The sequence below is a fragment of the Eubacterium sp. OM08-24 genome, from assembly GCF_003438075.1.
Taxonomy (GTDB): Bacteria; Bacillota; Clostridia; order Oscillospirales; family Acutalibacteraceae; genus Ruminococcoides.
The window spans coordinates 33,464-49,311 of record NZ_QSTA01000007.1; the positions used below are offsets into that span (position 1 = coordinate 33,464).

General features: G+C 38.6%; 16 protein-coding genes, 1 riboswitch and 1 other annotated feature. Of the genes, 9 read left to right on the top strand and 7 right to left on the bottom strand.

The features are described from left to right. Positions 1-175: 175 nt before the first annotated feature. The 5 genes from DXC23_RS09655 to alaS form a co-directional block, all read right to left on the bottom strand. Positions 176-1,390 (bottom strand): nucleotidyltransferase family protein, encoded by a 1,215-nt coding sequence (locus tag DXC23_RS09655; RefSeq protein ID WP_117705919.1) that lies wholly within the window; start codon positions 1,388-1,390, stop codon positions 176-178. 10 nt (positions 1,391-1,400) lie between these two features. Further along, positions 1,401-1,871, bottom strand: coding sequence for a S24/S26 family peptidase (locus DXC23_RS09660; protein WP_117705921.1), 471 nt, complete (start codon positions 1,869-1,871; stop codon positions 1,401-1,403). Next, positions 1,864-2,127 carry a PqqD family protein gene (locus DXC23_RS09665; RefSeq protein ID WP_022234538.1) on the bottom strand — a complete coding sequence of 88 codons (264 nt, stop codon included), beginning with the start codon at positions 2,125-2,127 and terminating at the stop codon, positions 1,864-1,866. Before DXC23_RS09665 ends, DXC23_RS09660 begins: the two co-directional genes overlap by 8 nt. A 170-nt stretch (positions 2,128-2,297) precedes the next feature. After that, the gene (locus DXC23_RS09670) at positions 2,298-3,413 is read right to left on the bottom strand and encodes an LPXTG cell wall anchor domain-containing protein (RefSeq protein ID WP_117705923.1); all 1,116 of its coding nucleotides are present in this window, start codon (positions 3,411-3,413) and stop codon (positions 2,298-2,300) included. A 217-nt stretch (positions 3,414-3,630) separates the two neighbouring features. Further along, the gene (gene alaS / locus DXC23_RS09675; protein ID WP_117705924.1) at positions 3,631-6,264 is read right to left on the bottom strand and encodes an alanine--tRNA ligase; all 2,634 of its coding nucleotides are present in this window, start codon (positions 6,262-6,264) and stop codon (positions 3,631-3,633) included. A gap of 48 nt (positions 6,265-6,312) precedes the next feature. Next, positions 6,313-6,528, bottom strand: a binding site (T-box leader). 184 nt (positions 6,529-6,712) lie between these two features. Between alaS and thyX the strand changes: the two genes are divergently transcribed. The 8 genes from thyX to DXC23_RS09715 are packed head-to-tail and all read left to right on the top strand — an operon-like array spanning position 6,713 to position 13,614. Next, entirely contained in the window at positions 6,713-7,513 is an 801-nt protein-coding gene (gene thyX, locus DXC23_RS09680) for an FAD-dependent thymidylate synthase (RefSeq protein ID WP_117705926.1), read from the top strand. Between the two features lie 45 nt (positions 7,514-7,558). Next, on the top strand, positions 7,559-8,230 hold the full coding sequence (locus tag DXC23_RS09685) for a deoxynucleoside kinase (protein ID WP_117705928.1): 672 nt from the start codon (positions 7,559-7,561) through the stop codon (positions 8,228-8,230). Beyond that, the gene (locus tag DXC23_RS09690; RefSeq protein ID WP_117705930.1) at positions 8,224-9,120 is read left to right on the top strand and encodes a phosphatidylglycerol lysyltransferase domain-containing protein; all 897 of its coding nucleotides are present in this window, start codon (positions 8,224-8,226) and stop codon (positions 9,118-9,120) included. Before DXC23_RS09685 ends, DXC23_RS09690 begins: the two co-directional genes overlap by 7 nt. Beyond that, positions 9,107-9,889, top strand: a complete 783-nt coding sequence (locus DXC23_RS09695) for a GNAT family N-acetyltransferase (RefSeq protein ID WP_117705932.1) — start codon at positions 9,107-9,109, stop codon at positions 9,887-9,889. The genes DXC23_RS09690 and DXC23_RS09695 overlap by 14 nt, the downstream gene beginning before the upstream one ends. An 18-nt stretch (positions 9,890-9,907) precedes the next feature. Further along, the gene (locus DXC23_RS09700) at positions 9,908-10,447 is read left to right on the top strand and encodes a DJ-1 family glyoxalase III (RefSeq protein WP_199523071.1); all 540 of its coding nucleotides are present in this window, start codon (positions 9,908-9,910) and stop codon (positions 10,445-10,447) included. Then, positions 10,438-11,046 (top strand): 5-formyltetrahydrofolate cyclo-ligase, encoded by a 609-nt coding sequence (locus tag DXC23_RS09705; protein ID WP_117705936.1) that lies wholly within the window; start codon positions 10,438-10,440, stop codon positions 11,044-11,046. Before DXC23_RS09700 ends, DXC23_RS09705 begins: the two co-directional genes overlap by 10 nt. Beyond that, positions 11,047-12,378: an endolytic transglycosylase MltG gene (gene mltG, locus DXC23_RS09710; RefSeq protein WP_117705937.1), complete on the top strand. Its 1,332-nt coding sequence runs from the start codon at positions 11,047-11,049 to the stop codon at positions 12,376-12,378. 15 nt (positions 12,379-12,393) lie between these two features. Continuing rightward, positions 12,394-13,614 carry a U32 family peptidase gene (locus tag DXC23_RS09715; RefSeq protein WP_117705939.1) on the top strand — a complete coding sequence of 407 codons (1,221 nt, stop codon included), beginning with the start codon at positions 12,394-12,396 and terminating at the stop codon, positions 13,612-13,614. Between the two features lie 291 nt (positions 13,615-13,905). Beyond that, positions 13,906-14,044: riboswitch (FMN riboswitch) on the bottom strand. Between the two features lie 110 nt (positions 14,045-14,154). Here DXC23_RS09715 and DXC23_RS09720 read toward each other — a convergent pair. Further along, a complete protein-coding gene (locus DXC23_RS09720) occupies positions 14,155-14,673 on the bottom strand; it encodes a nitroreductase family protein (RefSeq protein ID WP_117705941.1) in 519 nt (172 codons plus the stop codon). Between the two features lie 130 nt (positions 14,674-14,803). Between DXC23_RS09720 and DXC23_RS09725 the strand changes: the two genes are divergently transcribed. Beyond that, the gene (locus tag DXC23_RS09725; RefSeq protein WP_117705943.1) at positions 14,804-15,163 is read left to right on the top strand and encodes a helix-turn-helix domain-containing protein; all 360 of its coding nucleotides are present in this window, start codon (positions 14,804-14,806) and stop codon (positions 15,161-15,163) included. Positions 15,164-15,604: 441 nt separating this feature from the next. Here DXC23_RS09725 and DXC23_RS09730 read toward each other — a convergent pair whose 3' ends face one another. Next, on the bottom strand, positions 15,605-15,826 hold the full coding sequence (locus tag DXC23_RS09730; protein WP_117705946.1) for a DUF896 domain-containing protein: 222 nt from the start codon (positions 15,824-15,826) through the stop codon (positions 15,605-15,607). Positions 15,827-15,848 lie beyond the last annotated feature (22 nt).

Here is a 15,848-nt window from a genome sequence, read left to right on the forward strand (position 1 = left end):
ATTAAAATTTTACTTAAAATTTACCTTAAATTTAAAATAAAAAGAGAGGAATAGTTAGGACGGACTAACTATTCCTCTTTAAATTAGCAAACACCAAGTGCCGTTAGTGTTTGCTAACTTATTTGATATTGTATCAATAAATACATTATTTGTCAATTAAAACATAAATAAAATTTTATTTAACATCAAAACCCACTTCTTTTTGAATATAAGTAAAATAACTTACATCATCATCAGTATAAGAAGTTCTGTTGTTAAAACCTTTTTTTATATTAATATTTCTGTCAATAAAAATTCTTCTGCACCACATACATACCCATGAATACGGCAATAAAATCGGCATTTTCTCCACAAAAGAATAATTATTTGCCATATATGTTTTATTCGGAAAAAGCGATGAAATAAAATTAACAAATCTTGATTTTTTTCTGCCTGTTTCCGTATTAACTCTTCGTCTTTCCATTTCGGACATAACCGCAACATCTAATCTGCCGAGAGTCATACTTAATAAAATATACTCTTCAACATCGTCAAAATCTTTAACTTCACTGCCTTTTGAAAACCATTTCAGTGAAATATCACGCAGTTTTTTCTCAAAAATCTGTATTCCGCATTGCTTAAAACAATCGTCAAGATATGCCCAATCGAGTTTGTCGGCATATTTTTTATAAAAAACATACTCATCCGCAATCATTCGGATTCCTATTCCGCCCTCGGAAAAGTGCTTGGCAGAGTGAAGCAACATATAGATATAGTAATCTTCAAGCGACATTTCCTTAGAGAATGAATAACCGTCACGCACCTTGGCTCTTTCAAGCTGATTTTCAAAAAAAGCATAGTTCTTATTGTTTTTTTTTAAAAGTGAACAATGCATTTCAATATACATAAACGGCTGTTTTGTAAAATGGTATTGCTGTGAATCGTTTTTCAAAAATTTATAACCGTTTTTATTGAATAAAACCTTTATTTTTTCAATATCTTTTATTTCAAATAAAACATCATAATCAGCAATCGAGCGGTCAAACGGATTTGGATAATCGTTTTTAAGAAAATAACCTTTCATCGGCAGGTTATAAATCTGCTCTTTGTCAAAGCATTTCAGCAAACTTTCAATTTCATATTTCATCATCGTATCGACATAAATCCAGTGATTAAGATCCTTTTTTGCGTAAGACAGCAGTTCAGCAGAAACGCTGAATTTTTTAGAAAGCATAATAATTGCCTCATCAAAAATTGCATCCATTCTGGTATCATTAGAAATCCGCCTTATGTGGTCAAGATTACAATTTTCATACGGCAGCTGCGGTTCTGTTCCGTTTAAAACACTTGATACAAGCGATAAATAATATGCATATTCTTTTTTTTGAGCATCATTAAGATGTTTTTTCATTATACAAAAACTACCTTTTCTTTATTATCTTTATCGACTTATTCATTCTGTGCACTGAATAAAGCATACGCATTGGCGCTTTGATATACTCCCACGCTGACTTATAAAATCTGTATGAAAGCGAATTATCGGTATAGTGTTTTCCTTTTCTATAAAATGCGGTAACCACACCTATAATATTTTCGTCAGTAATTCCCCGTTCTTTATGAAACTGATTATCACCGCAAAAAATATATTTGCCATCCTTATCAAAACCGACAACTCTGTGCAAAACAAAATCGCCGTTACTTCTTCGGTATAAAGCAACATCAAGATATTTTAGCCTGCCCTCCGGCTTTTTCAGGACAACCACATCTTCGCCGTTTCTTAGCATAGGATACATACTTGTTCCGTGCGGAGTAAATGTAACCGTGCCTCCGCTGTTAAGTTTTTCTTTAATAATTTGTATTACATCTTCAAGCTGAATTTCTTTATTATTCAAAGACATTTGCATCCTTTAACTTATTAATAAATATATCTATATCCGCACTTGCTTTTTCTTTTGTTACATCATACTCACTAATCATTTTAGCAATAAGTTCGTCTTTCTCAATTCCTTTTTGCAACTGTTCAAATAAGAAAGCACCCGTTTCATTAAGATTTATAACACCGTTAAAATCAAGTGTAAGACTGTTTACCGGTACCACTACATATGAATCGGCTACTTTCCTTAAAACAAAATCATCTTTAATTTTCATACTCATTTCTCCTCATATATGAATATAAAATTTTTTAATGTGTTGATAATAATATTGTAATACATAAAGCATAAAAAAGCAAGTAATGAGAGAGTTTTGAGCATACAAAAAGCTCCGCAGAAAACTCTGCGGAGCTAAGTGATTAAGTATTAATTATCTGTTAAGATAAATTAGTTCTCTCTTCTTCTAACGAGGAAGAATACACCTGCAGCTGCAACCATTACGCCGGCAAATACGAAGAAGATTGTTGTCTCCTGACCTGACTGTACTGAGTTAGAGCCTGATGATGAACCATTTGATGAACCATTAGATGAAGAGCCGTTTGATGATGAACCGCTGTTTGAAGAACCACCGTTTGATTCAGCAGCATCGTTCTTAGCCTCTGCATTGTTAATCTCATCTTTGTTAACCTTTTCGCCACCCTTTGTTGGGTCTGTGCAGTTACCAAGGATACCCTCGATTGTTGCCTTCTTCTTGTTAGCAACATCCTGAGTCATTGTTTCTTCCTTAACAAAACCCTCAAGTTTGAAATTTACATTAGACATTACAGCGACTGGGCTGATCTTGAGTTGGTTGATAAGATCCTGTGTCTTATCTGTCTTACTTGTATCAGCAACACCCTCGTCAGAAACATAATCGAGAAGGTAGTCAGCTAAAAGTGTTACATCTGTTGTACCGTCTGCAAGAGCTGTACCGACTACTTTTGATGTTGAAGTAATAACCTTCTGCGGACCACATTCCGGATGGTTCTTCCATGCAGCCTCAGTATCTGTCTTGTTGCTGTCCTTAGGGTTCTCGATCTTGTTACCTGTTACATACACAGTATCGCCAATGCAGTTACCGTTCATGATTGTGTTGTAAATCTGAACTTGTGTATCTGCACTGAAGATTACGCAATATAAGTTCTTGCTGCCGGCATTCTGAATTTCTTCAGCGTTGCCTGTCTTTGTTATATCATAAGAATAAAGATCGTCGCTTTCCTTTTTGCACAATTCTTTCTTTGTCTGCCAGCTTGGCCATTTACCTGTACCGTCAGCTCTCCAGACGTGGCAATAGATCTTTTCAAAGTTTTTCCAACCTGCACTCTTTACATCAAAGTAAATCTTTGTGCCGGCACCTACCTGTGACTCGTCACCTGCTGCTACTGCTGAAGAATCGTCAGCTGCTACTGCAGACTCGTCATTTGCTGCTACTGCGTCCTCTGCCTCAGCTGCGCTTGCTGCAAATGCCCCTGCTGAAAGCACTAATGTTGAAGCAAGAGCAAGGCTCATTACTTTTTTGAACATTTTAAATCTCCTCCATTGTTCTTTTAACTTTAGGAATATACTATTCCATTGGAATTATTATACATCAAATATTACAAAACTTCAATACTTTAATTTCTTTTTACCGTTGTTTTAATATACAATCTTGCTAGACTGTTTTTAGTAGTTCTAAACAATAATAGCAATAAATTGCAAACTTTCAGACAACAAAAATCAAATTATGTGGATTTTGCAACATTTATGCCTTAATCATACCATATACAGTTTCTTTAACGATAGCAAGTGCTTCATCAATCTTTTCAGGATTTTTTGCACCTGCCATAGCAAGGTCAGGCTTACCGCCGCCGTTGCCGCCCGCTGCCTGTGCAACAGCCTTAACGAGTTTGCCTGCATTTACGCCGAGTGCCTTAGCATCTTTACCGCAAGATGCGGCAAATGTAACCTTGCCGTCATTTTCACAAGCAAGTACAACTACAGAAAGCGGAGCAACATCTTTTGTTCTCTCGCACATTGCACGAAGTGCGTCAGCGTTTGCATTGTCAATTTTTTTAGCAATAATTCTTACGCCGTTTTCAATTTCAGAATTAATAAAGAGGTTGTCAACCTGCATAGCGGCAAGCTTTGTGTTAAGCTCTGCAATTTCTTTCTGCTGATCATGAAGTAAGGTTGCAATCTTCTGTGCACCCTCTTCAAGAGCCTTTGTATTTGAAATCTTGAGTGTTTCACAAACATTAAGTACAGTTTCACGAACATCGTTCATATACTGAAGAACACTAATACCTGTGATAGCCTCAATTCTTCTTACACCCGATGCAACAGAGCCCTCCTGACGGATTCTGAACAAGCCGAGGCTTGATGTATTTGTAGCATGTGTACCGCCGCAGAACTCAACGGAGAACTCACCGATGCTTACAACTCGTACAACATCGCCGTACTTCTCGCCGAACAATGCCATAGCGCCGAGTTTCTTTGCCTCTTCGATTGGCATTTCCTTTGTAATAACAGGGATAGATGCAAGAATCTTCTTGTTTACAAGGTCTTCGACTTTCTTAAGTTCTTCATCTGTTAGAGCCTCAAAGTGAGTAAAGTCAAAACGAACCGAATGGTCTGTTACAAGCTGACCTGCCTGATGAACATGATTGCCGAGAACTTCACGAAGTGCGGCCTGTAAAAGGTGAGCCGCTGTGTGGTTACGCATAATATTTGCTCTTCTGTCAAAGTCAACGATTGCACGAAGTTCTGTGCCAACCTCAAGTGTGCCGCTCTTAACGGTACATGAATGGAGATATACACCCGAAGCATCCTTAGTTGTATCGTCAACATCAACCTCAAGAGTACCTGCCTCCATTACACCTGTGTCGCCTACCTGTCCGCCGCTCTCTGCATAGAACGGAGTTTTGTCAAGAACTACAAGTGCGGTTTCGTTCTCGCCTACGCTGTCAACTCTTATGCCGTCCTTAATAATAGCAACAACCTTGCTGCCTGTGTTAAGGTCTGTATAGCCGCAGAACTCTGTTTTAGCAATATCAGAAAGGTCTGTTGAATCTGAAATCCAAGCGTCTGTGTCTTCTTTCTTTCTTGCATCTCTTGAACGCTGTTTCTGCTCTTTCAAAAGCTCGTGGAAACGGTCAACATCAACATCTATGCCCTGCTCCGAAAGAATTTCTCTTGTAAGGTCAATCGGGAAACCGTAAGTATCGTTGAGCTTAAATGCGTCCTCACCGCTGAGTACCTTAATGTCCTGATCATCAACAATGCCCTGCAAAAGTTTAAAACCCTGGTCGATTGTTTTCTGGAAACTCTCTTCCTCAACTCTGATAATCTTTGTAATAAACTCCTGCTTTTCTCTTAATTCAGGATATGCCGACTCGTTTTCTTTTATTACAGTTTCGCAAACCTTATATAAGAAAGCATCTTTGTAGCCTAAAAGTCTGCCATGACGAGCAGCTCTTCTAAGCAAACGACGGAGAACATAGCCCTTGCCCTCGTTTGACGGGAGAACACCGTCGCCAATCATAAATGTTGTGCTACGGATATGGTCGGTGATAACTCGGAGTGAAATATCCTTTTTATCGTCCTCACCGTAATTTACACCTGTAATTTCAGAAATCTTCTTCATAATATTCTGAACAGTGTCAACTAAGAAAAGGTTGTCAACGCCCTGCATTACACAAGCAAGTCTTTCAAGACCCATACCTGTATCAATGTTAGGATGAGCAAGCGGAGTGTAGTTGCCGTTGCCGTCGTTTTCAAACTGTGAGAATACAATGTTCCATACCTCAACGAAACGGTCACACTCGCAGCCGACATGACAGTCAGGTTTGCCGCAGCCCTTTTCATCGCCACGATCAAAGTAAATTTCAGAACATGGGCCGCAAGGACCTGAACCATGCTCCCAGAAGTTGTCTTCTTTGCCGAGTCTTACCATATGAGATGGATCTACGCCGATTTCTTCTGTCCAAATTTTATAAGCCTCGTCATCGTTTTCATAAATAGAAACATAGAGCTTGTCAACAGGCATTTCGAGAACCTTTGTAAAGAACTCCCATGCCCAAGCTGTAGCCTCATGCTTGAAATAGTCACCGAAAGAGAAGTTACCGAGCATTTCAAAGTATGTGCCGTGACGGGCAGTAATACCTACCCTCTCAATATCGGGAGTACGGATACACTTCTGACAGGTTGTTACACGCTTTCTCGGTGGTGTAACCTCGCCTGTAAAGTACTTTTTCATCGGTGCCATACCACTGTTGATAAGCAGAAGGCTGTTGTCGTCCTTTGGAACAAGCGAAAAGCTCGGAAGTCTTAAATGTCCTTTGCTTTCAAAAAATGAAAGAAACTTTTCACGAAGTTCGTTAAGTCCTGTCCATTCCATTAAAAATCTCTCCTTAAAAAATTTGCAAAATAAAATCCTGCCCCATAAAAATGGGACAGGAGAATAATTCCTGCGGTACCACCCAAATTGGTGCTTAAACACCCTCTTTGAGTAATCTTACGATTACAATCCTTAACGCAGATATACGCTGTGCTTAGTCACACAGAGCTCAGGGGCAGCGTGCTGTAAACATTCATAAAGTCTTGCACCGACCGACTTCTCTCTGAAAGAACGAGATACAGCTAATCCCGTCAACGCCAATTACATATACTTTTTATTCAGTAGCATTATAAAACTAATTATTCACAATGTCAAGTGAATATCGGAAATTTTCTGATATTTTTCTTTTTTAGTACCGCAACAATCGCATTAATTTTGTTGCATATTGCGACACAAAATGATATAATACATTTATATATGTTTTTATATCACTTTGGAGGAGATTATTTTGAGTGCTAAGGTCACTTTACTTACTTACACACCGAATCCCGAAATGACGGTTGCAATGGCTGCCAAGCTGTGCTACTCACCGTCTGAAATATCAAATATAAGAGATGGTCTTACTGAGGAAAAGACCGCTGATTTTATAGATATGCTTGCAAACATCGGACACGGCAGTCCGTTTGAGCACGCATCCTTTACCTTTGGCATTGAGGGCATTTCAAGAGCTTGTTCGCACCAGCTCGTAAGACATAGAATTGCATCTTACAGTCAGCAGTCGCAGCGTTATGTTGACGGCACAAAGTTCGATTTTGTAACACCGCCTGAAATTGCAAAAAACGAAAAGGCGCTTGCCGCTTACAACAAAGTCATAGAAATGCAGTCAAAGGCTTACAGCGAAGTTCGTAACGCACTTGTTGCAGGATATATCAGAGAAGAAACAGGCATAACCGAGGGCAGTGACGAAGAGGTAATTGAAAATTTCAGAAATGAAAACAAAGCAAAATTCAATGCTTTTGTAAAAAAGGCTAACGAGGACGCAAGATTTATTCTTCCCAATGCCTCAACCACAAAAATTGTATGCACCTTTAATGCAAGAAGTCTTGAGAATTTCTTTGCACACCGCTGCTGTAACCGTGCACAGTGGGAAATCAGAGATGTTGCCGAGCAAATGCTTAAACAATGTCTTGAAGTTGCTCCGCATTTATTTAAAAACTGCGGCCCTGCGTGTTTGTTCGGCGCTTGCCCCGAGGGTAAAATGAGCTGCGGCAAAATGAAAGAAGTACGCAAAAAATATGGCAGAGAGTAATATTTTAATTATATTTTTGAATAATAGAAATGGATAGGAACAAAAATGAGTGCAAAATTCATTGTAATAGAGGGTCTTGACGGAAGTGGAAAGGCTACCCAAACAAAAATCCTGTTTGATAAAATTTCAGCAATGGGAAAAAGCATTAAAAGACTTGAATTTCCCGATTACGCAAACGAAAGCTCGGCACTTGTAAAAATGTATCTCGACGGAGAATTCGGCAGTAATCCGAATGATGTAAACGCTTATGCCGCTTCGTCCTTTTATGCGGTAGACAGAGTGGCAAGTTTTCTTAAATTTTGGAAAAAAGATTACGATAACAGTGATGTGATTTTAAGCGACAGATACGCTACATCCAATATAATTTATCAGATGTCTAAACTTGACAAATCGGAGTGGGACAACTTTATTGAATGGCAGGAAGATTTTGAATACAATAAACTTTCTGTTCCTAAGCCCGACAAGGTTATTTACCTTGATGTTGAACCCGAAGTTTCTCAAAAACTTATGAGCAAGCGTTACGAGGGTGACGAAAGCAAAAAAGATTTACACGAAAAAAACTTTGCATTTTTACTCGAATGCAGAAAATCGGCACTTTACGCCGCAAAAAAATGCGGTTGGACAGTAATTAACTGTTGTGAAAACGGTGAAATCAAGCCGATAGAATCAATAGCAGAGGAAATAGAAAAGGCGGCTGAACTTAATAATTTATGTTAAACTTTAGGCTGATAGAAAAATCGGATATTAATAATTTTCAGAAATACTATGATAATCCGGAGGGAATATCGCTTACCACAAATATTTTAAGCGCTTACCTTTGGCGAAACGAGTATAATATTAAATTTGCTTTTTACAACGACTGCCTTATCAAGGCATATTTTAACAATGACGGTACGGTATGGGGATATTGTCTGCCGCATGGCGAGGATATTAAACCTGCTGTTGATGAAATCATTAAAGACGCATATGAGCGTGGACAAAAGCCTTTTATCGTAATGCTTACAGACGCACAAAGGATAAAACTCGAAACTCTGTATCCGTCAGAATTTAATTACGAATTTTCCCCTGAAAATCAGGAGTATGTGTATTTATCCGAAGATTTAATAAATCTTTCGGGCAGAAAATTCCACGCAAAGCGAAACCATATTTCAAAATTCAAAAACACCTATCCGAATTTTAGGTTTGAGGAAATTACAAATTCAAACAAAGAGGACGCTTACAAGGTTATGTTGGATTGGTGCGCCGAAAATGACATAGATATAGAAAACTATGAAGAAAAGCACGCCATAAGGGAATCGCTTGACAATATGGAAGAATTTAAAATGCGTGGCGGTATTGTATATGTTGACAGCAAAGCTGTTGCCATGACGCTCGGTTGCGAGATCTCCCCTATTGCCTTTGACATTTGCTTTGAAAAAGCCCTGCGTGAATATGACGGCATTTATGCTGTTATCAATAATGAATTTGCCAAAACGCTGTCTTCTTATAAATATATAAACCGTGAAGAAGATATGGGTATAGAGGGACTTAAAAAGTCCAAACTCTCATATAATCCCATAATTCTGATTGCGAGGTATAACGCAACATTAAAAAATGATGGAAATTAATTTTTGTAAACCCGACAGTTCCGATATTAAATCACTTAAAAAGCTTTGGCTTTCATCTTTTGATGAAGAACCGAAAGCTGTTGATTTATTTTTTGACAAATGTTTTAACGCAAAACAAACTTATATTGCAAAGTACGGCGAAAAAATCATTTCCGCACTTTATCTTATAAGTGCAAGTTTTAACGGTCAAAAAGCTCATTATCTTTGCGGTGCGTCAACCCATAAAGATTTTCGCAAGCAAGGCATTATGAGCAAATTAATTAAATACGCTCTTGAAGATTCGGCAAAAAGCGGAGATAAGTATTCCTTTCTTTTCCCTGCAAACGATAATCTTTATAACTATTATCAAAATTTCGGTTATCGTGAAAACTGCATTGCTTATATTTCCGATTTTTCAAGAAATGATTTACTTTCTTTGCAGGAATTAAATTTCAGCGAAAATAATATTCTCAAGCAGGGTAATGACTTTAAGAATTTTGCTGTCGAATATTATTCAACATATAATATAAAAAATGTTAAAAGCAAAAATTATTTTGCATTGTTTGAAGAAAATGAAAATACGGCAGAAGTGTTTTATTTTGATTTTAAAGAAAACAACTTTAAAAATATGGTAAATGATATTCTGCAAAATACAAAGGCTGAACATTTTATATTTACACACAACAGGCTGTTTAATAATGCTCAAAAAATCCGATACGGAATGGTTAAACCGCTTAAAAGCGGACAGGCTGTGCCAACGGATATTTATATAGGAATTACATTAAATTAATATAGAAAGGGTATTGCTATGTTTTATTTATTTTTAGCAGACGGATTTGAAGAAACCGAGGCTCTTGCACCGCTTGATATGATGCGCAGGGCAAAAATTGAGGTAAAAACAGTAGGCGTAACAGGCGAAGTTGTAACAGGCTCTCATGGAGTTCCTGTTAAAGCAGACTTAAAGCCTGAGGAAATATCATATAACGACATAGATGGCGTTGTTCTTCCCGGCGGTATGCCCGGCACAATCAATCTTATTAAGTCAGATGCAGTTGCAAAGGCGACTACCTATTGCTTTGAGAATAACAAAATCACTGCCGCTATTTGTGCCGCTCCGTCAGTTCTCGGCAATCTCGGAATTTTAAAGGGCAAAAAAGCCACTTGTTTCCCAGGATTTGAAAAAGAGCTTGAGGGCGCAACATACACCGCCGCTCCCGTTGAGGTTGACGGCAATGTAATTACAGGCAAGGGTGCAGGCTGTGCTATACTTTTCGGCAAAGCTATCGTAGAAAAGGTATTGTCTGCCGAAGCTGCAAACAAGGTCTGCGGTGATATGCAATGCCCATAATCAATATAAGAGAGCAAAAAAATTTACTGAGAGTAAAGCATAAAAAAATCCGAACAGCCTGTTCGGAAGAAATCAGAAACAGTCTTGATAAAGTTTTATTTGAAAAATTTATAGAGCTTAATGAATACAAGGAGTGTAAAATTCTGTTTGCATTTGTTTCTATGCCGATAGAAATTAACACCTACCCTATTCTTGAAAAAGCTATTGCAGACGGAAAAATTCTTGCTCTGCCAAAGTGCAGGCAAAAAGAACCCGTTATGGATTTTTACAGCGTTGCCTCGCTTGACGATTTAAAAGAGGGCAAATATTCCATAATGGAGCCTGACACAAACCTCTGCCAAATAATCACAGATTATTCTGACGGACTTTGCCTTGTACCCGGACTTAGCTTTGATTTATACGGCTACCGACTTGGTTTTGGCAAGGGCTATTACGACAGATTTTTAAACCTGTTCGGCGGTGCAACAGTTGGGCTCTGCTATTCAAGATGTGTAGAGCAAAAACTGCCGCATGGAATTTACGATAAGGCTGTTGACATTTTAATAACCGAAAAATTCACAAACGATACAAGAAATGTATTTGAAAAAGGAATGGTGTAAGTGAGCGAAGATAATAACATTCAGAACCTTGAAGAAAAACGCCGTCAAAAGGCTAAAAACTTCACTTTAAATATTCATGACAATATTTTAGACGAGCCTGCCGAGCCGGCTAACAACGAGCCGCAGGAGCTTAACTCTTACAGTGGCGAAGATGTTAAGGCGCAGATGGCAAAGGATTCTAAACAGGCTTTGAAAAAGAAAAAGAAACTCGACAAAAAACTTGCAAAAGCAAAAAATAAGCGCAACCGCAGAGTTTTTAGATTAATTTGGGCGGTTTCTGTGCTTATTGTGGGCGCAATGGCAGGTATGTTCTTTGTGGCAGGTATTGACGATATGCTTGCTATAAATCGTACCGAAAACAAAAGCGTAAAAATTGAAATTCCTGCAAATCCAAACCTTGACACCGTTGCAACCGTTCTTGAAAAGAATAATATCATTGAGGATAAAAACTATTTCAAGATGTTTGCAAAATTCACCAAGGCTGACGATGATTTTACGCAGGGTACATACGAAATCAAAACAAATATGGACTACGAGGCAATAATAAACTTCCTGCTCAGCAGTGTAAACCGTACAGATACTGTCAAGGTTACTATTCCCGAGGGCAGAAATGTTCTTGAAATTGCTAAATTGCTCAAAGAAAAAGGTGCTCTTGCAGATGAGGGCAAGTTCCTCGAGCTTTGTAATTCAAATCAGTTTGATGACGAATATTCTTTCCTTAAGGATATTAAAAACACTGATGATCGTTACTACAAGCTTGAAGGCTACCTATACCCTGATACTTATACATTCTATAAAAACGAGGATGCCGAAAATGTTATTTATCGTTTCCTCAATAACTACGATACAAGACTTACCGAAAAGCAGGATGTCAGCGGTTATGACAAGGTAACAACCATTGAGGAAATGCTCAAAAAGAACAGAAGTAATTACACTCTCGATCAGGTTATGATAGTTGCGTCTATAATTCAGTCGGAGGCTGCCGATACCGATGATATGTACTATATTTCATCTATCATTTACAATCGACTTAATGCCGACGAAGATATGGGTGTGCAGTATCTCGGACTTGACTCAACAAAGTTCTATCCGTACAGAACTCAGGCAGATGTTCCCGATGACGCAAGAGATACTTTTGAAAGCTCATACGATACTTATACCAAAGAGGGCTTACCGGCAGGTGAAATCTGTAATCCGGGTATGAACGCAATCATAGCCGCCCTCAATCCGAAGGATACAAATTACTACTTCTTCTGCCACGATAAAGACGGCAACGCTTACTATGCATCTACAATTTATGAGCATAACGAAAACCTTGCAAATATTGAATAATTAGGAGATTTTTATATGATTACAAGACCGGAAGTGCTTGCACCGGCAGGTGATATGGAATGTCTGAACTCGGCGCTTTCATTTGGCGCAGACGCAGTATTCCTTGCCGGAAAAATGTTTGGTATGCGCTCTGCATCTAAGAATTTTGACAATACACAATTAAAACAGGCTTGCGAGCTTGCCCACGCAAAGGGAGCAAAGCTGTATGTAACCTGCAATACACTGCCACGAAATAATGAGCTTGATTATTTACCCGATTATTTAAGCTATGCTCAGGAGTGCGGCGTTGACGCATTTATCATTGCCGATTTAGGAGTGTTTGAGGCGGCCAAAAAATATGCTCCAAAGGTTGCAAGACATATTTCAACACAAGCAGGTGTGACAAACTATGCAACTGCAAATGTACTTTATAATATGGGTGCGTCAAGGGTTGTACTCGCAAGAGAAATTCCGCTTGATGAAATTGCACAGATACGAGCAAAAATTCCGAAAGACCTTGAAATCGAGTGCTTTGTTCATGGTGCAATGTGCGTGTCGTTCTCCGGCAGATGCCTTATTTCAAGCTATATGACGGGCAGAGATGCAAACCATGGCGACTGCGCACAGCCCTGCAGATGGAAATATCATCTTTTTGAAGAAAACAGAGAGGGTCAGTACTTCCCTGTTGAAGAGGACAGCAACGGCACATATCTTTACAATTCAAGGGATTTATGTATGATAGAGCATATTCCGGAGCTTGTAAAAGCAGGTGTGTCGAGCCTTAAAATTGAAGGCAGAGCAAAGTCTGCGTACTACACTGCTGTTACTACAAACGCTTACCGCCACGCAGTTGACGGATTTATGGCTAAGGGCGAAAATTATGTGCTTGAGCCATGGATTAAAGAGGAACTTGAAAAAATCAGCCATCGTGAATACAATACAGGCTTTTACTTTGGCAGAGAACCGGGACAGGTTACAGGCAACGGCGGTTATATCAGACATTACGATGTTGTTGCAGTAAGTGAAAAATCAGTTGATGATACCACAACCGAAATTACTCAGAGAAATAAATTCCTTGTTGGCGATACGCTTGATGTTCTTCCACCAAGCGGTATTCCTTTCAATGTAAAGTGCATATCACTTACTGACGAATACGGAAATTCGGTTGACTCTGCCCCCCACGCTATGCAAAAGCTGACAATGAAAAGTGACTTGAAAATTCCCGATGGCTCGGTAATCAGAAAAAAGAAAGATTAAAAGACTATTATTTATTTACTCTAACGCACAAAGTTTAGCTTTATAAACTTAAAATTTAGGTCAACCCTTTTTAAAGGGTTGCGGGTTTGGGCAGAGCCCATAAAAAGTTTCCTTTTTAACAAACTCGCAGGCGCAAACAGCCTGCTGTTTGCGTGCTAAAACTAAGTTTGAAAAAACAGGCGACAGCCTTTTAAAAAAGGAATAATCACAGATATGCCGTCAACGCATAGCGATGACGGCATAAGTTTTTAGAATATCTTTTGTTAGCAAAGCAACGGCATAACACACAAAATCTATCTTCTTCTATCCAGACTATACTGTTGGTCTTGGAATTTCACCAAATCCTGACTTGAACCTTGCCAAGTCCTGCGTTTTCACGCTCGCGGACTATACCGCCAATCGGGAATCTCACCCTGCCCTGAAGATACATTATTCAGTTGTCAGATAAATTATAGATTGCTATTTATGACTTTTCAAGACAGTCTGCATATTTCGGAAACTTTTCAGAAGTATCCGTTTTAACACCAACACTTCTTTCAGTTACAACTTTTCGTAATGTACTAACTCATCCAAAGAAATACGCTGTGTGGCATGACGCTCTGGGTCAGCAGGATTTTCATTTGAATAACCAATCGCCAAAATGTTAATAGGCTCAAGGGTATCTGGCAGTTGAAATTCCTTTTTGATGACATCGGTCTTGAAGTAGCAAATCCATACAGAACCTAATCCCAACTCGGTTGCTTCTATCATCATGTGGTCTGTAAGAATTGACGCATCTATATCAACAGTCTGCTTTCTGTCGAATGGACGAGTCCATGCTTTAGTATGTTCGGAACAAACAATGATTGCCAGAGGTGCTCCGTAAAGGTTTGCAGCTTTTCCGATTTTGTTTAATCCCTCATCCTCTTGCACAACAATAAGACGGACAGGCTGCAAATTGGCTGCGGTAGGTGCAACATGAGCAGCAAACAAAATCTTTTCTAACTTTTCCTGCTCCACCTTTTGACTTGTGTAATCACGGACAGAATATCGTGATTTAGCAATTTCTAAGAAGTTCATAAGTTTTCCTCCTGTTACTAAGCTTGATTTTTGGGTGTCCCCGTACTATAATTATATACAAAACAAATCAAAAATCAAGAATGCACTTTTTAGGTATATACTATCTAAAAAGTAAGTTAGGAGAAAATCTATGAGTATAAAGTGTAAAAGTGGTTATAACTGTCCCGTAGAAGCAACAATTGACTTAATTGGCGGGAAATATAAATCGGTTATTCTGTGGCATCTCATGGGTAAAACCCTGCGGTATAGTGAACTGCATAAATTAGTCCCAAACGCAACTGATAAAATGTTAGCACAACAGTTGAGAGAACTTGAAAACGATGGACTGATTAACAGAAAAGTCTATCCTGTTGTCCCGCCGAGAACGGAATACTCTTTAACAGATTTCGGTAATACTCTTACCCCCATTTTAGATGCTATGTGTGATTGGGGAACAGTTTATTTAGAGGAATCGGATATTAAATCTACTTGTTGCAAATCTAAAAAATAAAATTATCATCGGCTCTGCGTCTTATGCGTCTGGCTCACTCATAATATATGTTGGCAGTCTTTTAGCATTGAAACCTCTTGATATAGGAGATTTAATCTCTCATATCAAGAGATTTCACATCGTTTAATTAGAAGCCACATCTCTGTAAAATAAAAATAACTTTTTGCTGTTGCAATTTACAGGCTCTCGCTGTTATGTTCAGTCGCCAAATGAGTCATTTGGCTATCAAAAAAATTTGCGATAGCATAAAGTTTTGTGGGCGTTGCCCACACCCACAACCTTTGAAAAGGTTGACCAAACTTTTTTATTTTTGGTCGGAAAGAATTGCTTATGTCCTGCTATGTCACTCGACTAAAGCTGAGATAAAACGCACTCCCCCACTAACAAATATCCAAAAACAAAAGCGCCGATGCAACATCACATTACATCGGCGCTTAATTTTTACTTATTATTTTTCTTTTTTGCGGCAGATTTAAACGGAACTACCGAGCCATCCTCCTGCTTTATGCTTACATTATCAAGAGTGTTGTCAAATTGCGCTCTGATTTCCGAAAGATACACCGCATAAAGCTGCTTTTGCTCTGCCTGCTCCTCGGCATTTAATCCGAGTGTTTTCTTTTTCTTTGCAAGCTCATTTATTCTTTCAATTAATTTTTTATCCATAATTATCACTTCCTGCCTTAAT